The organism is Yoonia sp. D2-7, assembly GCF_055809435.1.
Window position 1 is genome coordinate 2,275,601 of sequence record NZ_CM147912.1, and the last position, 16,349, is coordinate 2,291,949.

Consider the following 16,349-nt stretch of genomic DNA (forward strand, 5'->3'; position numbering starts at 1 on the left):
CGTAATTTTCCTTCTTATTACGTCGCGCCGGCTTATCTGCCGACATCGAAAGTTTTTGGAACGACCACTTTAAAACTGCGGTCGTCGGCATCTGTGAAATAAAGATCGCAGTCGTAGCCTTGGTCATCCAAGAAGCTGAACACCCGTTTGGGGTCATTCAGCGAATATGGGACAAGCAGGGTCGCGATGCGGTGACGAATGGCTTTCGGGAACTTGGCGTGCAGACATGTGCTGACGGGCAAGCCTTCGATTTCGGACGGGTCGACATTCGGGAAACCCGTTTCTTGGGTGATTTCAGGTGTGCCCGCCTCAGACCACAATAACTGACCGTAGAAACCCGCCTTTTCGCCAGTGTAGCGGAATGTGGTATCGCCCAGATGCATTGGCGCATTCGCATGCAGCAGCCAGTCAATTTCGACCGGTTCTGACGCATCAATGCTATCCACCATCACGAAATAGCTGTCGTTGACGAAATAGACGTCGCGTTTGACCGAAGTCACTTCGGGTGACAGCGACTGATAGGCCTCTGTTGCATCACCTTGAATATAGATGTGATCGTCGTTTGTCTCACACGTCGTGATCTGGCCCTTTGACCGCATCGCCTGGACTTTGTCCTTGCCGGCGTACTGGCCCTTACCGTTGATCAGGATCGCGTTCTTGGAATGCGTTTGACGCCGCCAGTTCTGGTGCATCGTCGAATTGAATGCGACGTAATAGCCAGACTGGATCGCAAGGTCTTCGCCGTAGCCTGCAAGACAGAACGCGTTCTGGTCGCCATGGCTGTGGCTAATGGAGCCGTAGGGCGATGACTTCATCACGAACTGGATATGCTCATCAGGATTTTGCATCCGGCGCTGAATAGCTACCCAACCGATACCTTCGAAATGGCGCAACTGGTCGTCATCCGCAGGCGGCACCGCTTCGATGATCGGGAAGTCGGTTTGATAGGCCAATTCGTCAAAATTAAAGTCCCACCAACCCCAGTTGTAGAACATCTTTTCCGTGCCGGGGTTCGTGCGCTTAATTTCGTCGTAGTACCACTGATAAGCGCCGTTGCCCGTCACACCTGCATATTGACGCAGGTTGAAACCGATCTTGACCGCAGGCAAATCGCCCATGGTGCTGTCGTCGCCAAACGTGGCGCGGCGTGTGTCTGGTGATTTTGTGTAAAGCGGGAAATCACCGGTCTTTTGGAAAAACGGTCGGTCATACAGGTTGATACCAGTGTAACCTTTTAGAAGATTTGCCGCGTCAATCAGATAGGCCATACCGGTCATCCAATAATGCGGCCCTTCCGCCCAACCACCATCGGTGTCGCCCCAAGGCGAATAGACTGTGAACAGGAATTCGACGGAATAGTTCAGCCATTCTTCGGCTTCGTCGCAATGATCCAACAGCGCGATAGAAGCCGGAATCAGCACCGCAGACACCGCGCGTACGGCGTGGCTATCGAACGGGAATAATTGGATGTTGGCGTGCTTGATCAGGTGATCGGCAGTCTCGCGGGTCCGTGCCAACAAAGCCACGCGCACTGTTTCACGCTCATCTTCGTCCATTTCGTTGTAGAGCCAGTCATAGCCCCACGCGAGTGCCACATTCACGCGGAACGCCCATTCATCGGTGTAGCTGCGCGATGTGGTCCCTGCTGGGTTCCATGCGGCGGCTGACAGCAACCATTCTTTGGCGCGGGCCAACATGGCTGCGTCTTCGGTGACCTTCCCACCAACAGCCAGATGCCGGATCGCGTAAAGCAGTTCCTGACAGTCGATGTAGGTCTGGCGCCAAACAGGTGCCACACGCTGGTGGTTCGGGTAACCCGCAGGTTCAGGCATGATGTCACGGTCCATCCACGGCAGGACAGATTCCTTATAGAAGTGCGACCATGTGCAATGGTCCGGATCTTCGGCAACATCCTTGCGGAATTGTGCCAAGCGATCACCAGTCAGCCACATGCGTGGATGAGAACGCGGCGCATCATTGTAACGCACAGCGCGGGAGGCGAGCGGCGTCACTGGCAATCCCTCGGCGACGGAAAAGGCACGGTCCGAACTCCATGTCGATTTGGCCTTCCCCGTTTCTGGGTCACAAACTGCGTAGGACCAGACGTAATCGCCCGCAGGCAAAACCACGTCAGGGGTAAAGAAATTCAACGCAATATGCGGAAATGTATAGGTATGTTTCGCGGGGTACTTTGTATCCTTCGAGACGCGCAGCACGTAAGTGGCTTCGTCTTCGATCTCTGGCAGCCATGAGAAACGCGGCGGGTTCTCGGCGACAGCGACGCCACCTTGTGGGCAGTATTGAATAGTCAGACGACCCGTTTTGGGTTCGTCCAGTTTTGCAGCAGAGGCAGACATTTTTGTACTCTCAAAGTCAGAGGCGAATAAGATGGTGCGGCCAACGCGGGGCCGCACCGATTAGCTTTGAAAAGGCTTAGCCGTACTGGCGGGCGTAAGCAGAGTTCATGACGTCCAGAACCTCCTGAAGACCCATGTCTTCCAGTGTCTGCTGGTACGCATCCCAGTCTTCCATGACGTCGCCGTTGCCAAGGATCCAGCCTTGCTGACGCTCGAGCATGTAGTCACGGATGGACGGCCAACGACGGTCATAAACGCGCTGTTCTTCCGCGTTGAATGCAACACCAAGGAACTGGTCGACGAGGTAATCACCTTCGTCGTACAGCGCGATACCTTCGAGCGCGAACTCGTTCGACCACTGCTTTTCGTAGTTGTAGTCTTGGAAGTAACCACGCGCCTGAAGCTGGGACCCGACTTGGTAAAGCTGGTTGTTCACCGGCTCGCCGTTTGTCAGGAATTCTTCAGTGAACGTCGGTTCACCGTCAACCATAGTGTACTGTTCGCCTTCGACCCCAAAGTTAGCCAAACGACGGCCTTCTTCGGTGAACCAAAAATCAAAGTACTTGATGGTTTCAACAGGATGATCGTTCGTGCCACCGATTGCCCAGCCATCTGGCTTGATCGGAATACGACGGTGCTCTTCCATACGCACGCCAGACACGGACGCAGGTGGTGCAATTGCCTTGAATTCAAAGCCGGGCACTTTTTCCTGCAACGATGTGTTGTAGCCGGATGTAGATGCGAACCAATCGTGCGTCATGCCACCAAGGTTTTCAGACAACAGATACTCACGCGAAGAAGACCCACGTGTGAAGATTTCTGCGTCGATCAGGCCATCAGCGTACCAGCCAGCCAAACCAGCAATACCATCACGGTAGCCTTCACCAGCATATGGGTGCTCGATCATGCCGTCGTTGACGTAGAAATCGTGGTATGTGTCAGAACCGGATGAACGGCCATCCCACAGTGTCACAAGGCGGATCAGCTCTGGCCACTGACGTGCAAAGTAAGGCACTTCGTCTGCCAGACCGTTGCCATTTGGATCGTCGTTCTTGAAGGCGCGCAGGACAGCTTCGACTTCTTCGACTGTTTCTGGTGCTTCTAGGCCAAGTGCGTCCAACCAATCTGTCCGCATAAAATATGCACGACCGTATTTGCCGTCCGGCAGATATGGGATGTAGTACATGTTGCCATCAGCCGCAGAGATCGCGGATGCGATTTCAGGACGCTCTGCGAAGAACGCCTTCAGGTTTGGCGCATGTTCGTCGATCAAATCGTTCAGCGGCAGGAACGCGCCTTCTGGACCGTACTGGTTGACGAAGTCTTTCAGACGGCTGGACCCTACAATGTCAGGGATCGCACCAGATGCGAGCATCAGGTTCAGCGCTTCGGTTTTACCGTTGTTTTCAGATGTCCGTGTGTTTGCCCCCACAGTGTCGTCAACAAGGCTAATACCTGTCAGTTCGCTTGCTACTTTTTCGACAGGCCAATCGCTGTCGTAACGTGGGTAACGTGCGTGGTTCATCTGGATGGTCAGTTCAAGCGGTTCCTCCACAATCCGCAAGTGACCGTCAGCAAATGCCGCCCCGCTCAGTGTTGTGCCGGCAAGCAATGCCGCCGTAAGTGTCAGTCTGTGCATAGTTTCCTCCCTTATGCGTTCTTCGTCTTATTCTTTGACACCACCCAGCAGGATACCTTTTTCAAAGTACTTCTGGATGAATGGATAGATGATCAGGACCGGTATGATGGAGCAGACGATGATCGCTGCTGATACCGTTTCGACCGAATAGCTGGCGTCAACCAAAGTGGCGGTGAATTCCTGATCGTCGGATAGCGTCACGATGGTGTGGCGCAGGAATACCTGTAGCGGGATTTTCTGATCGTCCTGCAAAAGAACCATGGCCCAGAAAAAGCCATTCCAGCGGGATACGATGCAGAACAAGGCCACAGTCGCAATCGCAGGTTTTGCCAGCGGCATGTAAACCTTACGCAGCACCTGAAAGTCATTCGCCCCGTCCATTCGAGCGGCTTCTTCAAACGAACTCGGCACGCCTTCAAAGAAGTTTCGCAGCAAGATCAGGTTAAAGCCGTTCACAGCAAAACCGATGATGATCCCGAAATAGCTGTCCAGCAGCCCCAAATCACGCATGTTCAAGAAGAACGGGATCAGACCAGCGTTAAACCACATCGTAAATGCGACAAGCAGGTTCCAGAACCGCCGACCATAAAGCTGGGGCCGCGACAGGGCGTAGGCGCCCGGGATCAGGAACATCAGCGACATGATCGTCCCACCGATGGTGTAGATGAACGTGTTCTTGTAGCTGATCCAGAACATCGGCTCTGCAAGGATGTACTTATATGCCTCAATCGTCGCCTCAACGGGTGTCAGGACAACGTTGCCTGCTCGTGCCTCAAATCCGGAACTGAACGACAAAGAAGCAATGTAGATAAACGGATACAGCGTCGAGATGGTGAAAATCGCCAGCAACACCATGTTCACGATCACAAAGATCCGGTCATTGCGGGAATATAGGTTCATATTAGCCATGTGCCCGGCCCCCTACCAAAGTGATGTGCGCGAATAGCGCTTAGAGATGGTGTTGGCAGTCATCACCAATGCGAAGGCGATCACGGCGTTGAACAGACCCGCAGCGGCGGCAAAGTCATACTGACCGCCCTGCAGGCCCTGACGGTAGATGTATGTGTTCACAACATCCGCAGTCTCGTAGGTCGCAGGCTGATAGAGCAGGATGATCATCTCGAAGCTAACCTCGAGCATGTTCCCGATCCGGATGATCAACATGATAATGATGGTCGGCATGATGGACGGAATGGTGATCTTCCACATCATCTGCCAGCGGCTTGCACCATCCACCACAGCACTTTCGTAAAGCGTAGGCGACACGCCAGAGATAGCCGCGATAAAGACGATCGATTGGAAACCAGCCTCTTGCCAAATCGTTGTCCCGATAAAGATCGGTCGGAACCATTCGGGTTTCGTCAGGAAGTAAATCGGGTCGATATCAAACCAACTGAGGATCGTATTCACGATACCCGCTGATGGCGAAAAGGCCGTAATCACAATACCGGCGATAATCACAGATGAGATGAAGTGTGGCAGGTAAACGATTGTTTGTGATGTCTTTTTGAAGGTCTGATTGAGGACTTCGTTAAACATCAACGCCAAGAAGATCGGCACAGGAAAGCCGATTAGAAGGCTCATCATCGAAATGTAGATGGTGTTCTTCAAAGCGCGCAAGAACTGCTCACTACTGAACAACGTCTCGAAATGCTCGAAACCGATCCATGGGCTTGCTGCGACACCGCGGAAAATCGAATAGTCTTTAAACGCGATCTGAAGACCGTACATCGGCTTGTACAAGAACAGCAAAAGCCAGATCACGGTCGGCGCAAGCATCAGATAAATCTGCCATTCACGCTTGAGGTGATCAATCACACGCTCGCTGACCGGTCGGCGGGTCAGGACCGCAGGTTGGACGGGGGTATGTGTGTCGGCGTCACTCATGCGACACGCAACTGACCGGACAAGGCCACCCCTGTTTCAGCGTCAAATACTTTGATTAATTCTGGATCCGCCGTGAACGCGTTGACAGATTCCAGCTCTGCCATTTTCCCTAAGGTTTCGGTGCGGATCACAAACGGTTCGCCGCCAACTGTCGTGTGCAGCAAGGCTTCCGAGCCAAGCGTTTCAACCAGTTCCAGATCGCAGGAAATGCTGCCTTCAGACGGACCGGCCTGCGGCGTCGCATATTCAGGACGAATGCCCACGATGACCTTACGACCCACCGCATTTTGCAATCCAGGCAAAGGTGGCAACGTAAACTGTTGGCCGCCGAATTCCGCGATCGGTGCTGTATCACCGCCAGAAATCGTCGCCTTCAACTGGTTCATTGGCGGTGCGCCAAGGAAACCGGCCACAAAGGCGTTCGCAGGGTTCAAGAACAGCTCCATCGGCGTCCCGACTTGTTCAATCCGGCCGTCATTCATGACCACAATACGATCAGCCAAGGTCATCGCCTCGACCTGATCGTGTGTCACGTAGATGCTAGTGACGCCCAAACGCTTGTGAAGGCGTTTAATCTCTGCGCGCATCTGCGTACGCAACTTGGCGTCGAGGTTGGACAAAGGTTCATCGAACAAAAAAACCTTCGGGTTCCGTACAATCGCACGGCCCATCGCAACCCGCTGGCGTTGACCACCTGACAAATCAGCCGGACGCCGTTCGAGATAGTCTTTCAGCCCCAGAATACCAGCGACTTCATCAATCGAAGACGCAATGGATTCCTTGCTTTCCTTACGGATACGCAGGCCAAACGCGATATTCTCAGCGACATTCAGGTGTGGGTACAAAGCGTAGTTCTGGAAAACCATCGCCACATCTCGGTCCTTCGGGGCAATCCGGTTCACGAGCTTGCCGTCAATCGTAAGATCACCACCGGAAATTTCTTCAAGACCCGCGATCATGCGCAACGTCGTTGATTTGCCGCAGCCCGATGGCCCCACCAAAACGACGAATTCTTTTTCCTGAACCTCAAGATCAATGCCGTGCACGACCTGTAAGGCCCCATAGGCTTTGACAATGCTCTCTAACTTTACGCCAGACATGGACCCCCCCTAGCGCCGCAGCGCGATCCTATAAAATTCCTCCCGGAGCGATATAGATTCGCCCTCGGTGTATCTGGTATACTAGTTCCAAAACTAGAATACTAGTATTGATTTCTGAGCAAAAATGCGTCTAGATAGAAGTACCTGGGAGGATGACCATGATTAATCGGACGATGACGACGCCATTAGAAACTGACCCCTGCCAGCCTTACGATGCAGGCGTTCGAAAGGGTCCACCGTCTGACGTAGGTAAGGTGCCCCGACACACAGGCGACCGATAAAGACCGCGCCACGCTGATAACAATTCTGTCGAACTGGTCATTTCCGTCACGGCAGATTATGTACCCGCAACTTCGGAGACCTTGCACATGACAAACATAGCCCCCAACAGGGACCGCCGTACAAGCGTCGACGTCGTTTTCGATCATTTGTACGATGAAATTTCGTCGTTAAACCTTTTGCCTGGCGACAAAATCTCGGAAGCAGAGATTGCCGCACGGTTCGGTGTTTCACGACAGCCTGTACGCGACGCCTTTAGTCGGCTCGAGAATCTTGACCTGCTTCTGATCCGCCCGCAGCGCGCGACAGAGGTGAAACGCTTTTCATCCCGCGAAATCACAAAATCCAGATTTGTCCGTGCAGCCATTGAATCCGAAGTCCTGCGCCGTGCAGCCGCTGAATGCGATGCGATGGGCGCCGCGCGTCTGGACGCCAATCTGCTGATGCAAAAGGTAGCAACCGATGCGCGCGACTATGAACAATTCGGCAAATTGGACTACGAATTCCACCAAACACTGTGTGAGATCGCCAAAGTCGACTTCGCGTTTGAGATCATCAAACAGGAAAAGGCCAGTGTTGACCGGCTGTGTATGCTGAGCCTGTCAAAGGAAGATCGTATGGCCCTGCTGTTGGAAGATCACCAAACGATCAGAGATTGCATCAGTACCCACGACGCTGAAGGCGCGGTCGCCGCGGGCATGCTGCATCTGTCCCGTCTAGATGCAACAATCGAAGCAATTTCCGAAGCGAACGCCGACTACTTCGACAATTGATTAAGCATCCAAAACTTGTGCGGTTCTCCAGTTGCCTTTGAATATCCGCAAGTGGAACAACGGGAATTTGACGATTTCGTCCAGCAGGACCAAGGCAAATACCCACCCGACCGACAGATCAAGGTAGACAACAAACAATAACGTCAGTGGCACTTTGAAAAGCCATTGACCGATGTTGAAGATGTTCATCACCCGCACCGTGTCACCCGCCGCACGCAATGTTTGGCCGCAGATCGCGTTTGATCCTTTCGGGAATGGCAGGATCAGCAGGACAGGCAGAAACATCATCAGTGCGCGCGTCGTTTCCGCCTGAAGGTCGCTGTAGATCCAGTCAGCGTTCAGGATCACGATAAGATACGACAGCGATACAAAGCCGGCCGAAACAAACGCGCCTCGCCATGCCCTGCGCAAAAACACGTCAAGCCGTTCGGGCGCCAGTTTGCGCCCCAAAAGTTGCGCCATGATGATGCCCGTCGCCTGCGCCCACGCCATTCCAAAAGTTCCAGCAGTGTGCACCCACGGCAAAATCAACGTCATTGCCGCAAATTCGATGACTGTCATTTTCGCGTAGATCAGCGCACAAACCTGCGTAGCAACAGACATGCTGACGAACGTTCCAGCGATGGGCAACGCGAAGACCCAGTGCCTGCGCAACGCAATCCAGAAACTGTCACGCGACCAGCCCTTTGCCGCAAAGACATCCCAGTCGTCCGTAACCCCGCGGATAACCATGTAAGCGACGCGTGCAAATGAGGATGCAGCACTGCCGACAGCCGCCCCCGCGACGCCCATTTCGGGAAAACCGTAAAGGCCGTGGATCAGAACATAGCTCAGCCCGATATTCATCGGAACAGCGATCAGATAGCTATAAAACGGGACTTTGGTTTTACCGCAGCCGTTGAAATGACCGGCAAGGCATTGACCTACCGCTTCGAACAGCACGACGAACAGGAAGATGTGCAAATAACGCACGGCCTCCACGGCAATGTCGGGCGTGTGTGCGAAACGGGCGATCAGATCATCCCCGAATAAGATCACCAAAGACAGGCCAATCAAGCTCATTCCGATGTTGATAAACAAACCGCAGTAGAAACTTGTTTTCAGCGAAACGGGTCCAGCGGCCCCGAATGCTTGTGCAATCCTGATCTGCGTCGCGTTCGAAAACGCAAAGATCACGCCCATCAAAAGGCCTGCAATCGCGCTCGCAAGCCCCATCGCAGCCAGCGCCTCCTCCCCCAGCGGCGACACGAGAAACGCGTCGATCACGACAATCCCGTGTAGCATCAACGCCTTCAGCCCTAGCGGCCATGCCATTGCAAACGCGTCGCGGTAAGTCGGAATGTGATCTGCAGACGATGAGGCGGACAAACGCATTGGCTTTCGAATTGAAAGAAACCGCGAAGGCGCGGCGAAATGAATTACTAGTATGCCAGACGTAGCAAGCCCACGCGCCAGTCACCAGTGCGACAGATCAACTTTGTGATTTTTCCGGCTGGGTCAGCCACGACAATTGCGCCTTTTGATTGGTCTGCGCGATCTGGGCAAAGGTTTGGCCTAGCTGCGCCTCGGCCTTCAGGACGACTTCGGCGGCAGCACGTGCATCTTCACCTGCATCGTGATGCCGAAACGATAGACCCAAGGCTGTTTTCAAATGCCCCAAACCATGCCCGCCATTCCCCTTAAATTCCGGCCATGCACTGCGCGCAATCTTGACGCTATCGCTCCAGCTTAGGTCAGGTGGCGGCAGCCGGTAGACACGGCAAGCCGCTGCAATGGCGGATTTGTCAAAATTACTATGCTGAACAAGATGATAGGGATACAGAAATGGATGCAAGTCCATCCAGACTTCAGGAAAAGTCGGCGCATCTTTGACCGTATCAGGCCCAATCCCGTGCAAATCGATGTTAAAACTTTCGAAACGCTGCTCTGGGTTCACGTAGGTCGTCCACGTCGCAATCCCGCCCTGCCCGTCCACACAGGCGATCCCAATCTGGCAAATGCTCGCGCTATCGCGGCAGGCGGTTTCAACATCAAGGGCAACGAACCGAAAAGGACCATCGGGCAAGGGCGCAGTCGGATTTCCCATTGATGTTGCCTCTCCTGATTGGACTTACACAATACCACCACAGCAAGATGCAATTGAAGGGGCAGCCACAGCAAACCAGCCAGAAAAGCCGCCTAATCGTTCACAATTTGACAGTTTTCACATCGCACACTTTATAGACAATCTCGCGTAATTTTTACGCACACCGATCAGCGGCGCCCAAGACGAAGGCACTGGACCACCCTTACCTTGCCCCTTCGCCAAAACAGGTCGATGAACATCAAGCGACAGGAGAACCCGCCCCGATGAACCAATGCGTGCCGATGCCAAAGCCGCCTGCGCTACAACGTGCGCGGGGCACGCTTGCCGTTCGCGTGGCCAAGGATGCGAACAGCCCGACACGTTTGGCTGATCTGCGCGAACAAGGGTCTTTCCGCGTCATTTTCCCGCGCGCTCCGCATGATAGCGTCGAGGCGGTCATCTTGAACACAGCGGGCGGCATTGCCGGCGGCGATCACTACACCATTGATGCCACCGCTGGGAACGACACGACACTTGCGCTGACGACCCAAGCCGCCGAACGTATTTACAAAGCCGCAGACCAGACCGTTGGCCAATTGCAGACAACGCTCGCTGTCGAAAAAGGGGCGCGTCTGCACTGGTTGCCGCAAGAAACGATCCTGTTTGACGGATCACGACTACAGCGCCGCCTTAACGTGACGCTTGCGCCTGACGCGACATTCTTGATGGTCGAACCTCTGGTCTTCGGCCGCGAAGCCTCTGGCGAAACGGTCACAAGTGGATTGTTCAACGACCGCGTACGGATCACCCGTGATGATGTGCCGATCTACTTGGATGGCGTGTCCCTGTCTGGCGATATGTCTGCGACGTTGGCACAATCTGCCGTGGCAAATGGTGCTCGCGCAATGGCGAACATCGTGTTTTGCCACCCCGCTGCCGAAACGCACCTTAATCCGATCCGCGAAACGCTATCCGACACGGCTGGCGCCAGCATGCTGAATGAAACAACTTTGGTTGTGCGCATGCTAGCCGCTGACAGCTTTGCCTTACGCCAACAGCTTTTACTGATCATGACCCGATTAACCGACGACGCCGTCCCCAAGAACTGGAGGCTTTAGCCGATGAAACTGACCCCTCGTGAAAAAGACAAACTGCTGATTGCGATGGCCGCTGAAGTGGCCCGCAAACGCCTGTCGCGTGGTGTAAAACTGAACTACCCCGAAGCGATTGCGCTGATCACCGACGCCGTTGTTGAAGGTGCACGCGATGGTCGGTCGGTAGCCGATATGATGCAGGCCGGCGCGCACGTGATCACCCGCGATCAATGCATGGAAGGTATTCCCGAAATGATCCATGACGTGCAGGTCGAAGCCACCTTCCCCGATGGGACCAAGTTGGTCACCGTCCACAACCCGATCCGCTAGGAGAACAGCCATGATCCCCGGAGAAATGTTTCCTGCAGAAGGCACGCTGACCCTGAACGCAGGCGCGGACGAAGCGACGATGATGGTCGCCAACACAGGCGACCGGCCTATTCAGGTCGGTTCGCATTACCACTTTGCCGAAGCCAACGGTGCGCTTGATTTCGACCGCGACACCGCACGTGGCATGCGCCTGAACATCGCCGCAGGCACAGCCGTGCGGTTCGAACCCGGCCAACGCCGCGAAGTCAATCTGGTCGCGATATCGGGTGCCCGCCGCATCTTTGGTTTTAATCAAAAAGTTATGGGGGACTTGTAAATATGGCCCATCAACTATCTCCCCCAAACCCTGCTAAACTGATGGGTAGCGCCATCGAAGTTGGCATGATGATGGCCGAAGCCCAATCCGTGATTGCGATGCGAATGTTGGGCATGTGGGGCATCTGGTCTGTTACGCCAGCAGAAGACGGCAGGATGATTTCAGAAAAAGTCTATGCAATGACGAAGGCGAATACCGATGCGACACGCGTCGCAATGAACGGCGGCACGCTGGATGAAATCGCCGCAGCCGCGATCAAACCAATCCGCAATAAAACCCGCGCGAATGCCAAACGTCTTGGCAAACGCGGCCTGAAGAAAGGGTAAGCCATGCCTTCTCATATTTCCCGCGCCGATTACGCCGCTATGTTTGGCCCGACAACGGGCGACCGTCTACGCCTTGCGGATACGGATCTCATTATCGAAGTCGAACGCGATTTGACTGCGGAACGCGCTGGCGCCGCGACCTCTGGTGGGACCGGTAGCAATGCCGCCCTTTACGGCGAAGAGGTCAAATTCGGCGGCGGTAAAGTCATCCGCGACGGTATGGGCCAGTCCCAAGTCACGCGTGCCGATGGGGCTGTTGATACCGTCATCACTAACGCGCTGATCGTGGACCATTCCGGTATCTACAAGGCGGACGTCGGTCTGCGCGACGGGCGCATCTACAAGATCGGCAAGGCAGGTAACCCCGACACCCAGCCGGGCGTCGATATTATCGTGGGTCCGGGAACCGAGGCGATTGCAGGCGAAGGGCGCATCCTGACTGCTGGTGGGTTCGACAGCCACATCCATTACATCTGTCCGCAACAGATCGAAGACGCGCTGCATTCTGGTCTAACCACGATGCTTGGCGGCGGCACTGGCCCTGCGCATGGCACGCTGGCGACGACCTGCACCCCCGGCCCTTGGCATATTGGGCGGATGATGCAGGCGGCGGATGCGTTTCCGATGAACCTCGCCTTCGCGGGTAAAGGCAACGCGAGCCAACCCGCCGCGTTGGAGGAAATGGTCAACGCAGGCGCATGTGCGCTGAAACTGCATGAAGACTGGGGCACCACCCCTGCCGCCATCGACTGCTGCCTTTCCGTGGCCGACGACATGGACGTGCAGGTGATGATTCACACTGATACGCTCAATGAATCCGGCTTTGTGGAAGACACGGTTGCAGCCTTGAAAGGCCGCACCATCCACGCGTTCCACACGGAGGGCGCAGGCGGCGGTCACGCCCCCGACATCATCAAAATCTGTGGCGACGCCAACGTGTTACCAGCATCAACTAACCCGACACGGCCCTACACCGTAAACACGTTGGAAGAACATCTCGACATGTTGATGGTCTGCCACCACCTCGACAAATCCATCCCCGAGGACGTAGCCTTCGCCGAAAGCCGCATCCGCAAAGAAACCATTGCCGCAGAAGACATCCTGCACGATATGGGCGCGTTTTCGATTATCGCTTCGGATTCCCAAGCTATGGGCCGCGTCGGTGAAGTCATCATCCGCACATGGCAAACTGCTGATAAGATGAAGAAACAACGCGGTGCGCTACCGGAAGAAGAAGGCGATAACGACAATTACCGCGTCCGCCGCTACATCGCGAAATACACGATCAACCCAGCCATTGCCCACGGCCTGTCCCGCGAAATCGGCAGCATCGCTGAAGGCAAACGCGCCGATCTGGTGATGTGGGACCCTGCGTTCTTTGGGGTCAAACCAGAGATGGTTTTGATGGGTGGTTCCATCGTGTCTGCACAGATGGGCGATCCGAACGCGTCAATTCCAACGCCACAGCCGGTCTATTCGCGGCACATGTTTGGGGCTTATGGGCGGTCGGTCGAAAATTCGGCTGTTGTCTTCGTTTCCGAGGCCGCGCAAGCAAACGACATCGGCAACAAACTTGGCCTTTCTAAGCAGACGGTCGCGGTGCAAAACACGCGCAACATCGGTAAAGAAGACCTGATCTTGAACGACGCCCTACCCGTAGTCGAAGTGAATCCCGAAACCTACGAAGTCCGCGCCGACGGCGAATTGCTGACCTGCGAACCCGCGGCAGAACTGCCAATGGCACAACGGTACTTCTTGTTCTGATGGCTGATTATACCTGCAACGGCGTTATCGCGGCTGGCGATTGGACCGATAGCATTGATCAATGCGTCTTGAGCTACGACGACCGTTTTTTACGGCGCAAAGTCATCAAGACACAGACCGGCGCATCTGTCCTGATTGATCTGGCCCAAACGACATCGCTAAACCACGGCGATGGCTTGCGTGTTCAAGACGGGAAATACATCGCGATCGAGGCCGCCGCAGAACCGCTGCTTGCGATCACGGGCGCAAATCTGGTGCAGCTCGCGTGGCACGTCGGCAATCGCCACACCCCCTGCCAAATTGAACCAAACCGCCTGCTGATTCAGCGCGACAAAGTGATCGGGCACATGCTTGAACATCTCGGGGCGGTTGTGACTCAAGTCGTCGAACCCTTCACCCCCGAAGGCGGCGCCTACGGACATGGCCGCACACATAGCCACGAACACGGGCATACGGCGCATGACCACTGACGTCCTGACGTTGTCGCAACTGCTGTCGCCATCCTTTCCAGTTGGGGCGTTTGCCTATTCAAACGGGCTTGAAACGGCCATTGAAACAGGCACGATTACATCAACTTCTGATCTGACCAACTGGCTGACGGCACTGTTAACCTTTGGCGGCGCGCGAGCCGATGCTGTGTTACTTGTCACGGCTTATCACGCAGACACGTCTGACGTGAATACAGTCGACGCGAGCGCCCGCGCTTTTGCAGCATCAAAAGAACGGTTGATGGAAACCGACCTGCAAGGGGCCGCGTTCTGCGACACAGTGCGTGACGTGTTTGACGTGCCGCTGTCAGGGCTGACTTATCCGGTTGCCGTGGGGCGCACAGCCCATGCGCTAGGGCTTGACCCGCAACTGACGACCGCGATGTACTTGCAGGCATTTGTAGGCAATTTGACCGCTGCCGCAATGCGACTTGTTCCGTTAGGCCAGACGGACGGGCAACGTGTGCAAACACAACTGAAACCGCTTTGCCTATCTGTCGCCCAAGACGTACAAACCGCAACGTTAGACGATTTGCACGCCGCGACGTTCATGTCCGATATTACCGCAATGCGACATGAAACCCAATATTCACGTGTTTTTCGCACATAAAAGGAATTCACATATGTCTCGAAACGGACCTTTACGGATCGGCATCGGCGGCCCGGTTGGCGCTGGCAAAACGACCCTTACGGCAACACTTGCCAAGCTGTTTCATCCGCAGTTGTCGATCGGTGTCATCACAAACGATATCTATACGCAGGAAGACGCCGAAGCACTCATGCGGATGCAAATCCTGCCGCAAGACCGCGTGATTGGTGTGGAAACAGGCGGCTGCCCGCATACCGCGATCCGCGAAGATGCGTCGATCAATCTGGCGGCAGTCGCGGAAATGCGCAAACGTCATGACGACGTTGAAATCGTCCTTATCGAAAGCGGTGGGGACAACCTATCCGCGACTTTCAGCCCGGAATTGGCTGACGTGACGGTCTACGTTATTGATGTCGCGGCTGGCGAAGAAATTCCACGTAAAGGCGGGCCCGCGATCACCAAATCCGACATTTTAGTCATCAACAAAACCGATTTGGCGCCGCACGTCGGTGCATCACTCGATGTGATGGAACGGGACGCCACACGCATGCGTGCGGGCAAGCCGTTCGTCTTTACATCGCTCCGCAAGAATGAAGGTGGGACCGCCGTCGCAGACCTACTGGCCCAGATCGGCGGGCTCTCGTATTAAACGAGAACCTGCTGATACAGCTCTTCGCGGGTCAGCGCATCTTTGCGTTTGTTAAAGATCACCTCGCCCCGTTGCAGAACAAGAAATTCCGCGCCGAGATCGTGCGCAAAATCGAAGAATTGCTCGACCAGAATGATCGCCATATCGCCTTCTTCGCACAGGATCTTGATGACGTTCCCGATCTGCTGGATGATGTTCGGCTGAATGCCTTCGGTCGGCTCGTCCAACAGCAAAACGCGTGGTTTTGAGATCAAAGCACGCGCAATCGCAAGTTGTTGCTGTTGACCACCGGACAGATCGCCGCCGCGCCTGTCGATCATGTCTTTCAGCACCGGAAATAGTTCAAAAATACGGTCCGGCACTTGGTGTTCACTGCTTGGCAAGCACGCAAATCCGGTCTGCAAATTTTCGCCAACGGTCATCATCGGAAAGACCTCGCGCCCCTGTGGGACGTAGGCGATACCAGCGCGCGCTGCATCGTAAGCGCTAGGATGATCCAACGTTTGACCGTCCAATGTGATCGTCCCGTCCGCGTAGGGATGCCGCCCAGCAATTGCACGCAAAAGGCTCGTTTTACCGACGCCATTGGTGCCCATCACGGTGGTCACTTCACCAACCTTTGCGGTAAGATCAATGCCGTTCAGAATTTGGCTTTGTCCGTATTTCAGGGTCAGGCCTTTTATTTCTAACATT

The 16,349-nt window shown here is 54.8% G+C and carries 17 protein-coding genes; 9 read left to right on the forward strand and 8 right to left on the reverse strand.

What is annotated here, in order from left to right; all coding sequences use genetic code 11:
- Positions 1-32: 32 nt before the first annotated feature.
- From AC0L7R_RS11135 to AC0L7R_RS11155, 5 genes are all read right to left on the reverse strand, one after another.
- The gene (locus tag AC0L7R_RS11135) at positions 33-2,357 is read right to left on the reverse strand and encodes a DUF4962 domain-containing protein (protein ID WP_473656951.1); all 2,325 of its coding nucleotides are present in this window, start codon (positions 2,355-2,357) and stop codon (positions 33-35) included.
- Between the two features lie 76 nt (positions 2,358-2,433).
- On the reverse strand, positions 2,434-3,996 hold the full coding sequence (locus AC0L7R_RS11140) for an extracellular solute-binding protein (RefSeq protein WP_473656952.1): 1,563 nt from the start codon (positions 3,994-3,996) through the stop codon (positions 2,434-2,436).
- A 27-nt stretch (positions 3,997-4,023) separates the two neighbouring features.
- Entirely contained in the window at positions 4,024-4,905 is an 882-nt protein-coding gene (locus tag AC0L7R_RS11145; RefSeq protein ID WP_247126840.1) for a carbohydrate ABC transporter permease, read from the reverse strand.
- Between the two features lie 12 nt (positions 4,906-4,917).
- Entirely contained in the window at positions 4,918-5,883 is a 966-nt protein-coding gene (locus tag AC0L7R_RS11150; RefSeq protein ID WP_247126839.1) for an ABC transporter permease, read from the reverse strand.
- Positions 5,880-6,983 carry an ABC transporter ATP-binding protein gene (locus AC0L7R_RS11155; protein WP_348109108.1) on the reverse strand — a complete coding sequence of 368 codons (1,104 nt, stop codon included), beginning with the start codon at positions 6,981-6,983 and terminating at the stop codon, positions 5,880-5,882. The genes AC0L7R_RS11150 and AC0L7R_RS11155 overlap by 4 nt, the downstream gene beginning before the upstream one ends.
- A gap of 368 nt (positions 6,984-7,351) precedes the next feature.
- Between AC0L7R_RS11155 and AC0L7R_RS11160 the strand changes: the two genes are divergently transcribed.
- Complete coding sequence (locus tag AC0L7R_RS11160) at positions 7,352-8,035, forward strand: GntR family transcriptional regulator (RefSeq protein ID WP_247126837.1); 684 nt, start codon at positions 7,352-7,354, stop codon at positions 8,033-8,035.
- Here the strand turns inward: AC0L7R_RS11160 and AC0L7R_RS11165 are convergent, their stop codons facing one another.
- Together AC0L7R_RS11165 and AC0L7R_RS11170 are read right to left on the reverse strand one after the other, a co-directional pair.
- On the reverse strand, positions 8,036-9,409 hold the full coding sequence (locus tag AC0L7R_RS11165; protein WP_473656953.1) for an MATE family efflux transporter: 1,374 nt from the start codon (positions 9,407-9,409) through the stop codon (positions 8,036-8,038).
- A 97-nt stretch (positions 9,410-9,506) separates the two neighbouring features.
- Positions 9,507-10,121: an exonuclease domain-containing protein gene (locus tag AC0L7R_RS11170; RefSeq protein WP_473656954.1), complete on the reverse strand. Its 615-nt coding sequence runs from the start codon at positions 10,119-10,121 to the stop codon at positions 9,507-9,509.
- Between the two features lie 281 nt (positions 10,122-10,402).
- On the opposite strand from AC0L7R_RS11170, the gene AC0L7R_RS11175 reads away from it, so the two are divergent.
- Genes AC0L7R_RS11175 through ureG form a run of 8 tightly spaced genes read left to right on the forward strand, consistent with a single transcriptional unit; the run spans position 10,403 to position 15,656 of the window.
- Positions 10,403-11,218, forward strand: a complete 816-nt coding sequence (locus AC0L7R_RS11175; protein WP_473656955.1) for an urease accessory protein UreD — start codon at positions 10,403-10,405, stop codon at positions 11,216-11,218.
- 3 nt (positions 11,219-11,221) lie between these two features.
- Positions 11,222-11,524: an urease subunit gamma gene (locus AC0L7R_RS11180; RefSeq protein WP_247126830.1), complete on the forward strand. Its 303-nt coding sequence runs from the start codon at positions 11,222-11,224 to the stop codon at positions 11,522-11,524.
- Between the two features lie 10 nt (positions 11,525-11,534).
- Positions 11,535-11,840 (forward strand): urease subunit beta, encoded by a 306-nt coding sequence (locus AC0L7R_RS11185; RefSeq protein ID WP_473656956.1) that lies wholly within the window; start codon positions 11,535-11,537, stop codon positions 11,838-11,840.
- 2 nt (positions 11,841-11,842) lie between these two features.
- Positions 11,843-12,166: an antifreeze protein gene (locus AC0L7R_RS11190; protein WP_473656957.1), complete on the forward strand. Its 324-nt coding sequence runs from the start codon at positions 11,843-11,845 to the stop codon at positions 12,164-12,166.
- Between the two features lie 3 nt (positions 12,167-12,169).
- Positions 12,170-13,930: an urease subunit alpha gene (ureC, locus tag AC0L7R_RS11195; RefSeq protein WP_473656958.1), complete on the forward strand. Its 1,761-nt coding sequence runs from the start codon at positions 12,170-12,172 to the stop codon at positions 13,928-13,930.
- Positions 13,930-14,400 carry an urease accessory protein UreE gene (locus AC0L7R_RS11200; RefSeq protein ID WP_473656959.1) on the forward strand — a complete coding sequence of 157 codons (471 nt, stop codon included), beginning with the start codon at positions 13,930-13,932 and terminating at the stop codon, positions 14,398-14,400. The genes ureC and AC0L7R_RS11200 overlap by 1 nt, the downstream gene beginning before the upstream one ends.
- Positions 14,390-15,028, forward strand: a complete 639-nt coding sequence (locus AC0L7R_RS11205; RefSeq protein WP_473656960.1) for an urease accessory UreF family protein — start codon at positions 14,390-14,392, stop codon at positions 15,026-15,028. Before AC0L7R_RS11200 ends, AC0L7R_RS11205 begins: the two co-directional genes overlap by 11 nt.
- Positions 15,029-15,041: 13 nt before the next feature.
- On the forward strand, positions 15,042-15,656 hold the full coding sequence (gene ureG / locus AC0L7R_RS11210; protein WP_473656961.1) for an urease accessory protein UreG: 615 nt from the start codon (positions 15,042-15,044) through the stop codon (positions 15,654-15,656).
- On the opposite strand, the gene urtE is transcribed toward ureG, so the two are convergent.
- Complete coding sequence (gene urtE / locus AC0L7R_RS11215) at positions 15,653-16,348, reverse strand: urea ABC transporter ATP-binding subunit UrtE (protein ID WP_247126817.1); 696 nt, start codon at positions 16,346-16,348, stop codon at positions 15,653-15,655. The genes ureG and urtE overlap by 4 nt on opposite strands.
- Position 16,349 lies beyond the last annotated feature (1 nt).

Excerpts from the sequence above, each read along its gene's own strand:
- AC0L7R_RS11135 (WP_473656951.1), bottom strand. The coding sequence starts at position 2,357 with ATGTCTGCCTCTGCTGCAAAACTGGACGAACCCAAAACGGGTCGTCTG.
- AC0L7R_RS11140 (WP_473656952.1), bottom strand. The coding sequence starts at position 3,996 with ATGCACAGACTGACACTTACGGCGGCATTGCTTGCCGGCACAACACTG.
- AC0L7R_RS11145 (WP_247126840.1), bottom strand. The coding sequence starts at position 4,905 with ATGGCTAATATGAACCTATATTCCCGCAATGACCGGATCTTTGTGATC.
- AC0L7R_RS11150 (WP_247126839.1), bottom strand. The coding sequence starts at position 5,883 with ATGAGTGACGCCGACACACATACCCCCGTCCAACCTGCGGTCCTGACC.
- AC0L7R_RS11155 (WP_348109108.1), bottom strand. The coding sequence starts at position 6,983 with ATGTCTGGCGTAAAGTTAGAGAGCATTGTCAAAGCCTATGGGGCCTTA.
- AC0L7R_RS11160 (WP_247126837.1), top strand. The coding sequence starts at position 7,352 with ATGACAAACATAGCCCCCAACAGGGACCGCCGTACAAGCGTCGACGTC.
- AC0L7R_RS11165 (WP_473656953.1), bottom strand. The coding sequence starts at position 9,409 with ATGCGTTTGTCCGCCTCATCGTCTGCAGATCACATTCCGACTTACCGC.
- AC0L7R_RS11170 (WP_473656954.1), bottom strand. The coding sequence starts at position 10,121 with ATGGGAAATCCGACTGCGCCCTTGCCCGATGGTCCTTTTCGGTTCGTT.
- AC0L7R_RS11175 (WP_473656955.1), top strand. The coding sequence starts at position 10,403 with ATGCCAAAGCCGCCTGCGCTACAACGTGCGCGGGGCACGCTTGCCGTT.
- AC0L7R_RS11180 (WP_247126830.1), top strand. The coding sequence starts at position 11,222 with ATGAAACTGACCCCTCGTGAAAAAGACAAACTGCTGATTGCGATGGCC.
- AC0L7R_RS11185 (WP_473656956.1), top strand. The coding sequence starts at position 11,535 with ATGATCCCCGGAGAAATGTTTCCTGCAGAAGGCACGCTGACCCTGAAC.
- AC0L7R_RS11190 (WP_473656957.1), top strand. The coding sequence starts at position 11,843 with ATGGCCCATCAACTATCTCCCCCAAACCCTGCTAAACTGATGGGTAGC.
- ureC (WP_473656958.1), top strand. The coding sequence starts at position 12,170 with ATGCCTTCTCATATTTCCCGCGCCGATTACGCCGCTATGTTTGGCCCG.
- AC0L7R_RS11200 (WP_473656959.1), top strand. The coding sequence starts at position 13,930 with ATGGCTGATTATACCTGCAACGGCGTTATCGCGGCTGGCGATTGGACC.
- AC0L7R_RS11205 (WP_473656960.1), top strand. The coding sequence starts at position 14,390 with ATGACCACTGACGTCCTGACGTTGTCGCAACTGCTGTCGCCATCCTTT.
- ureG (WP_473656961.1), top strand. The coding sequence starts at position 15,042 with ATGTCTCGAAACGGACCTTTACGGATCGGCATCGGCGGCCCGGTTGGC.
- urtE (WP_247126817.1), bottom strand. The coding sequence starts at position 16,348 with ATGTTAGAAATAAAAGGCCTGACCCTGAAATACGGACAAAGCCAAATT.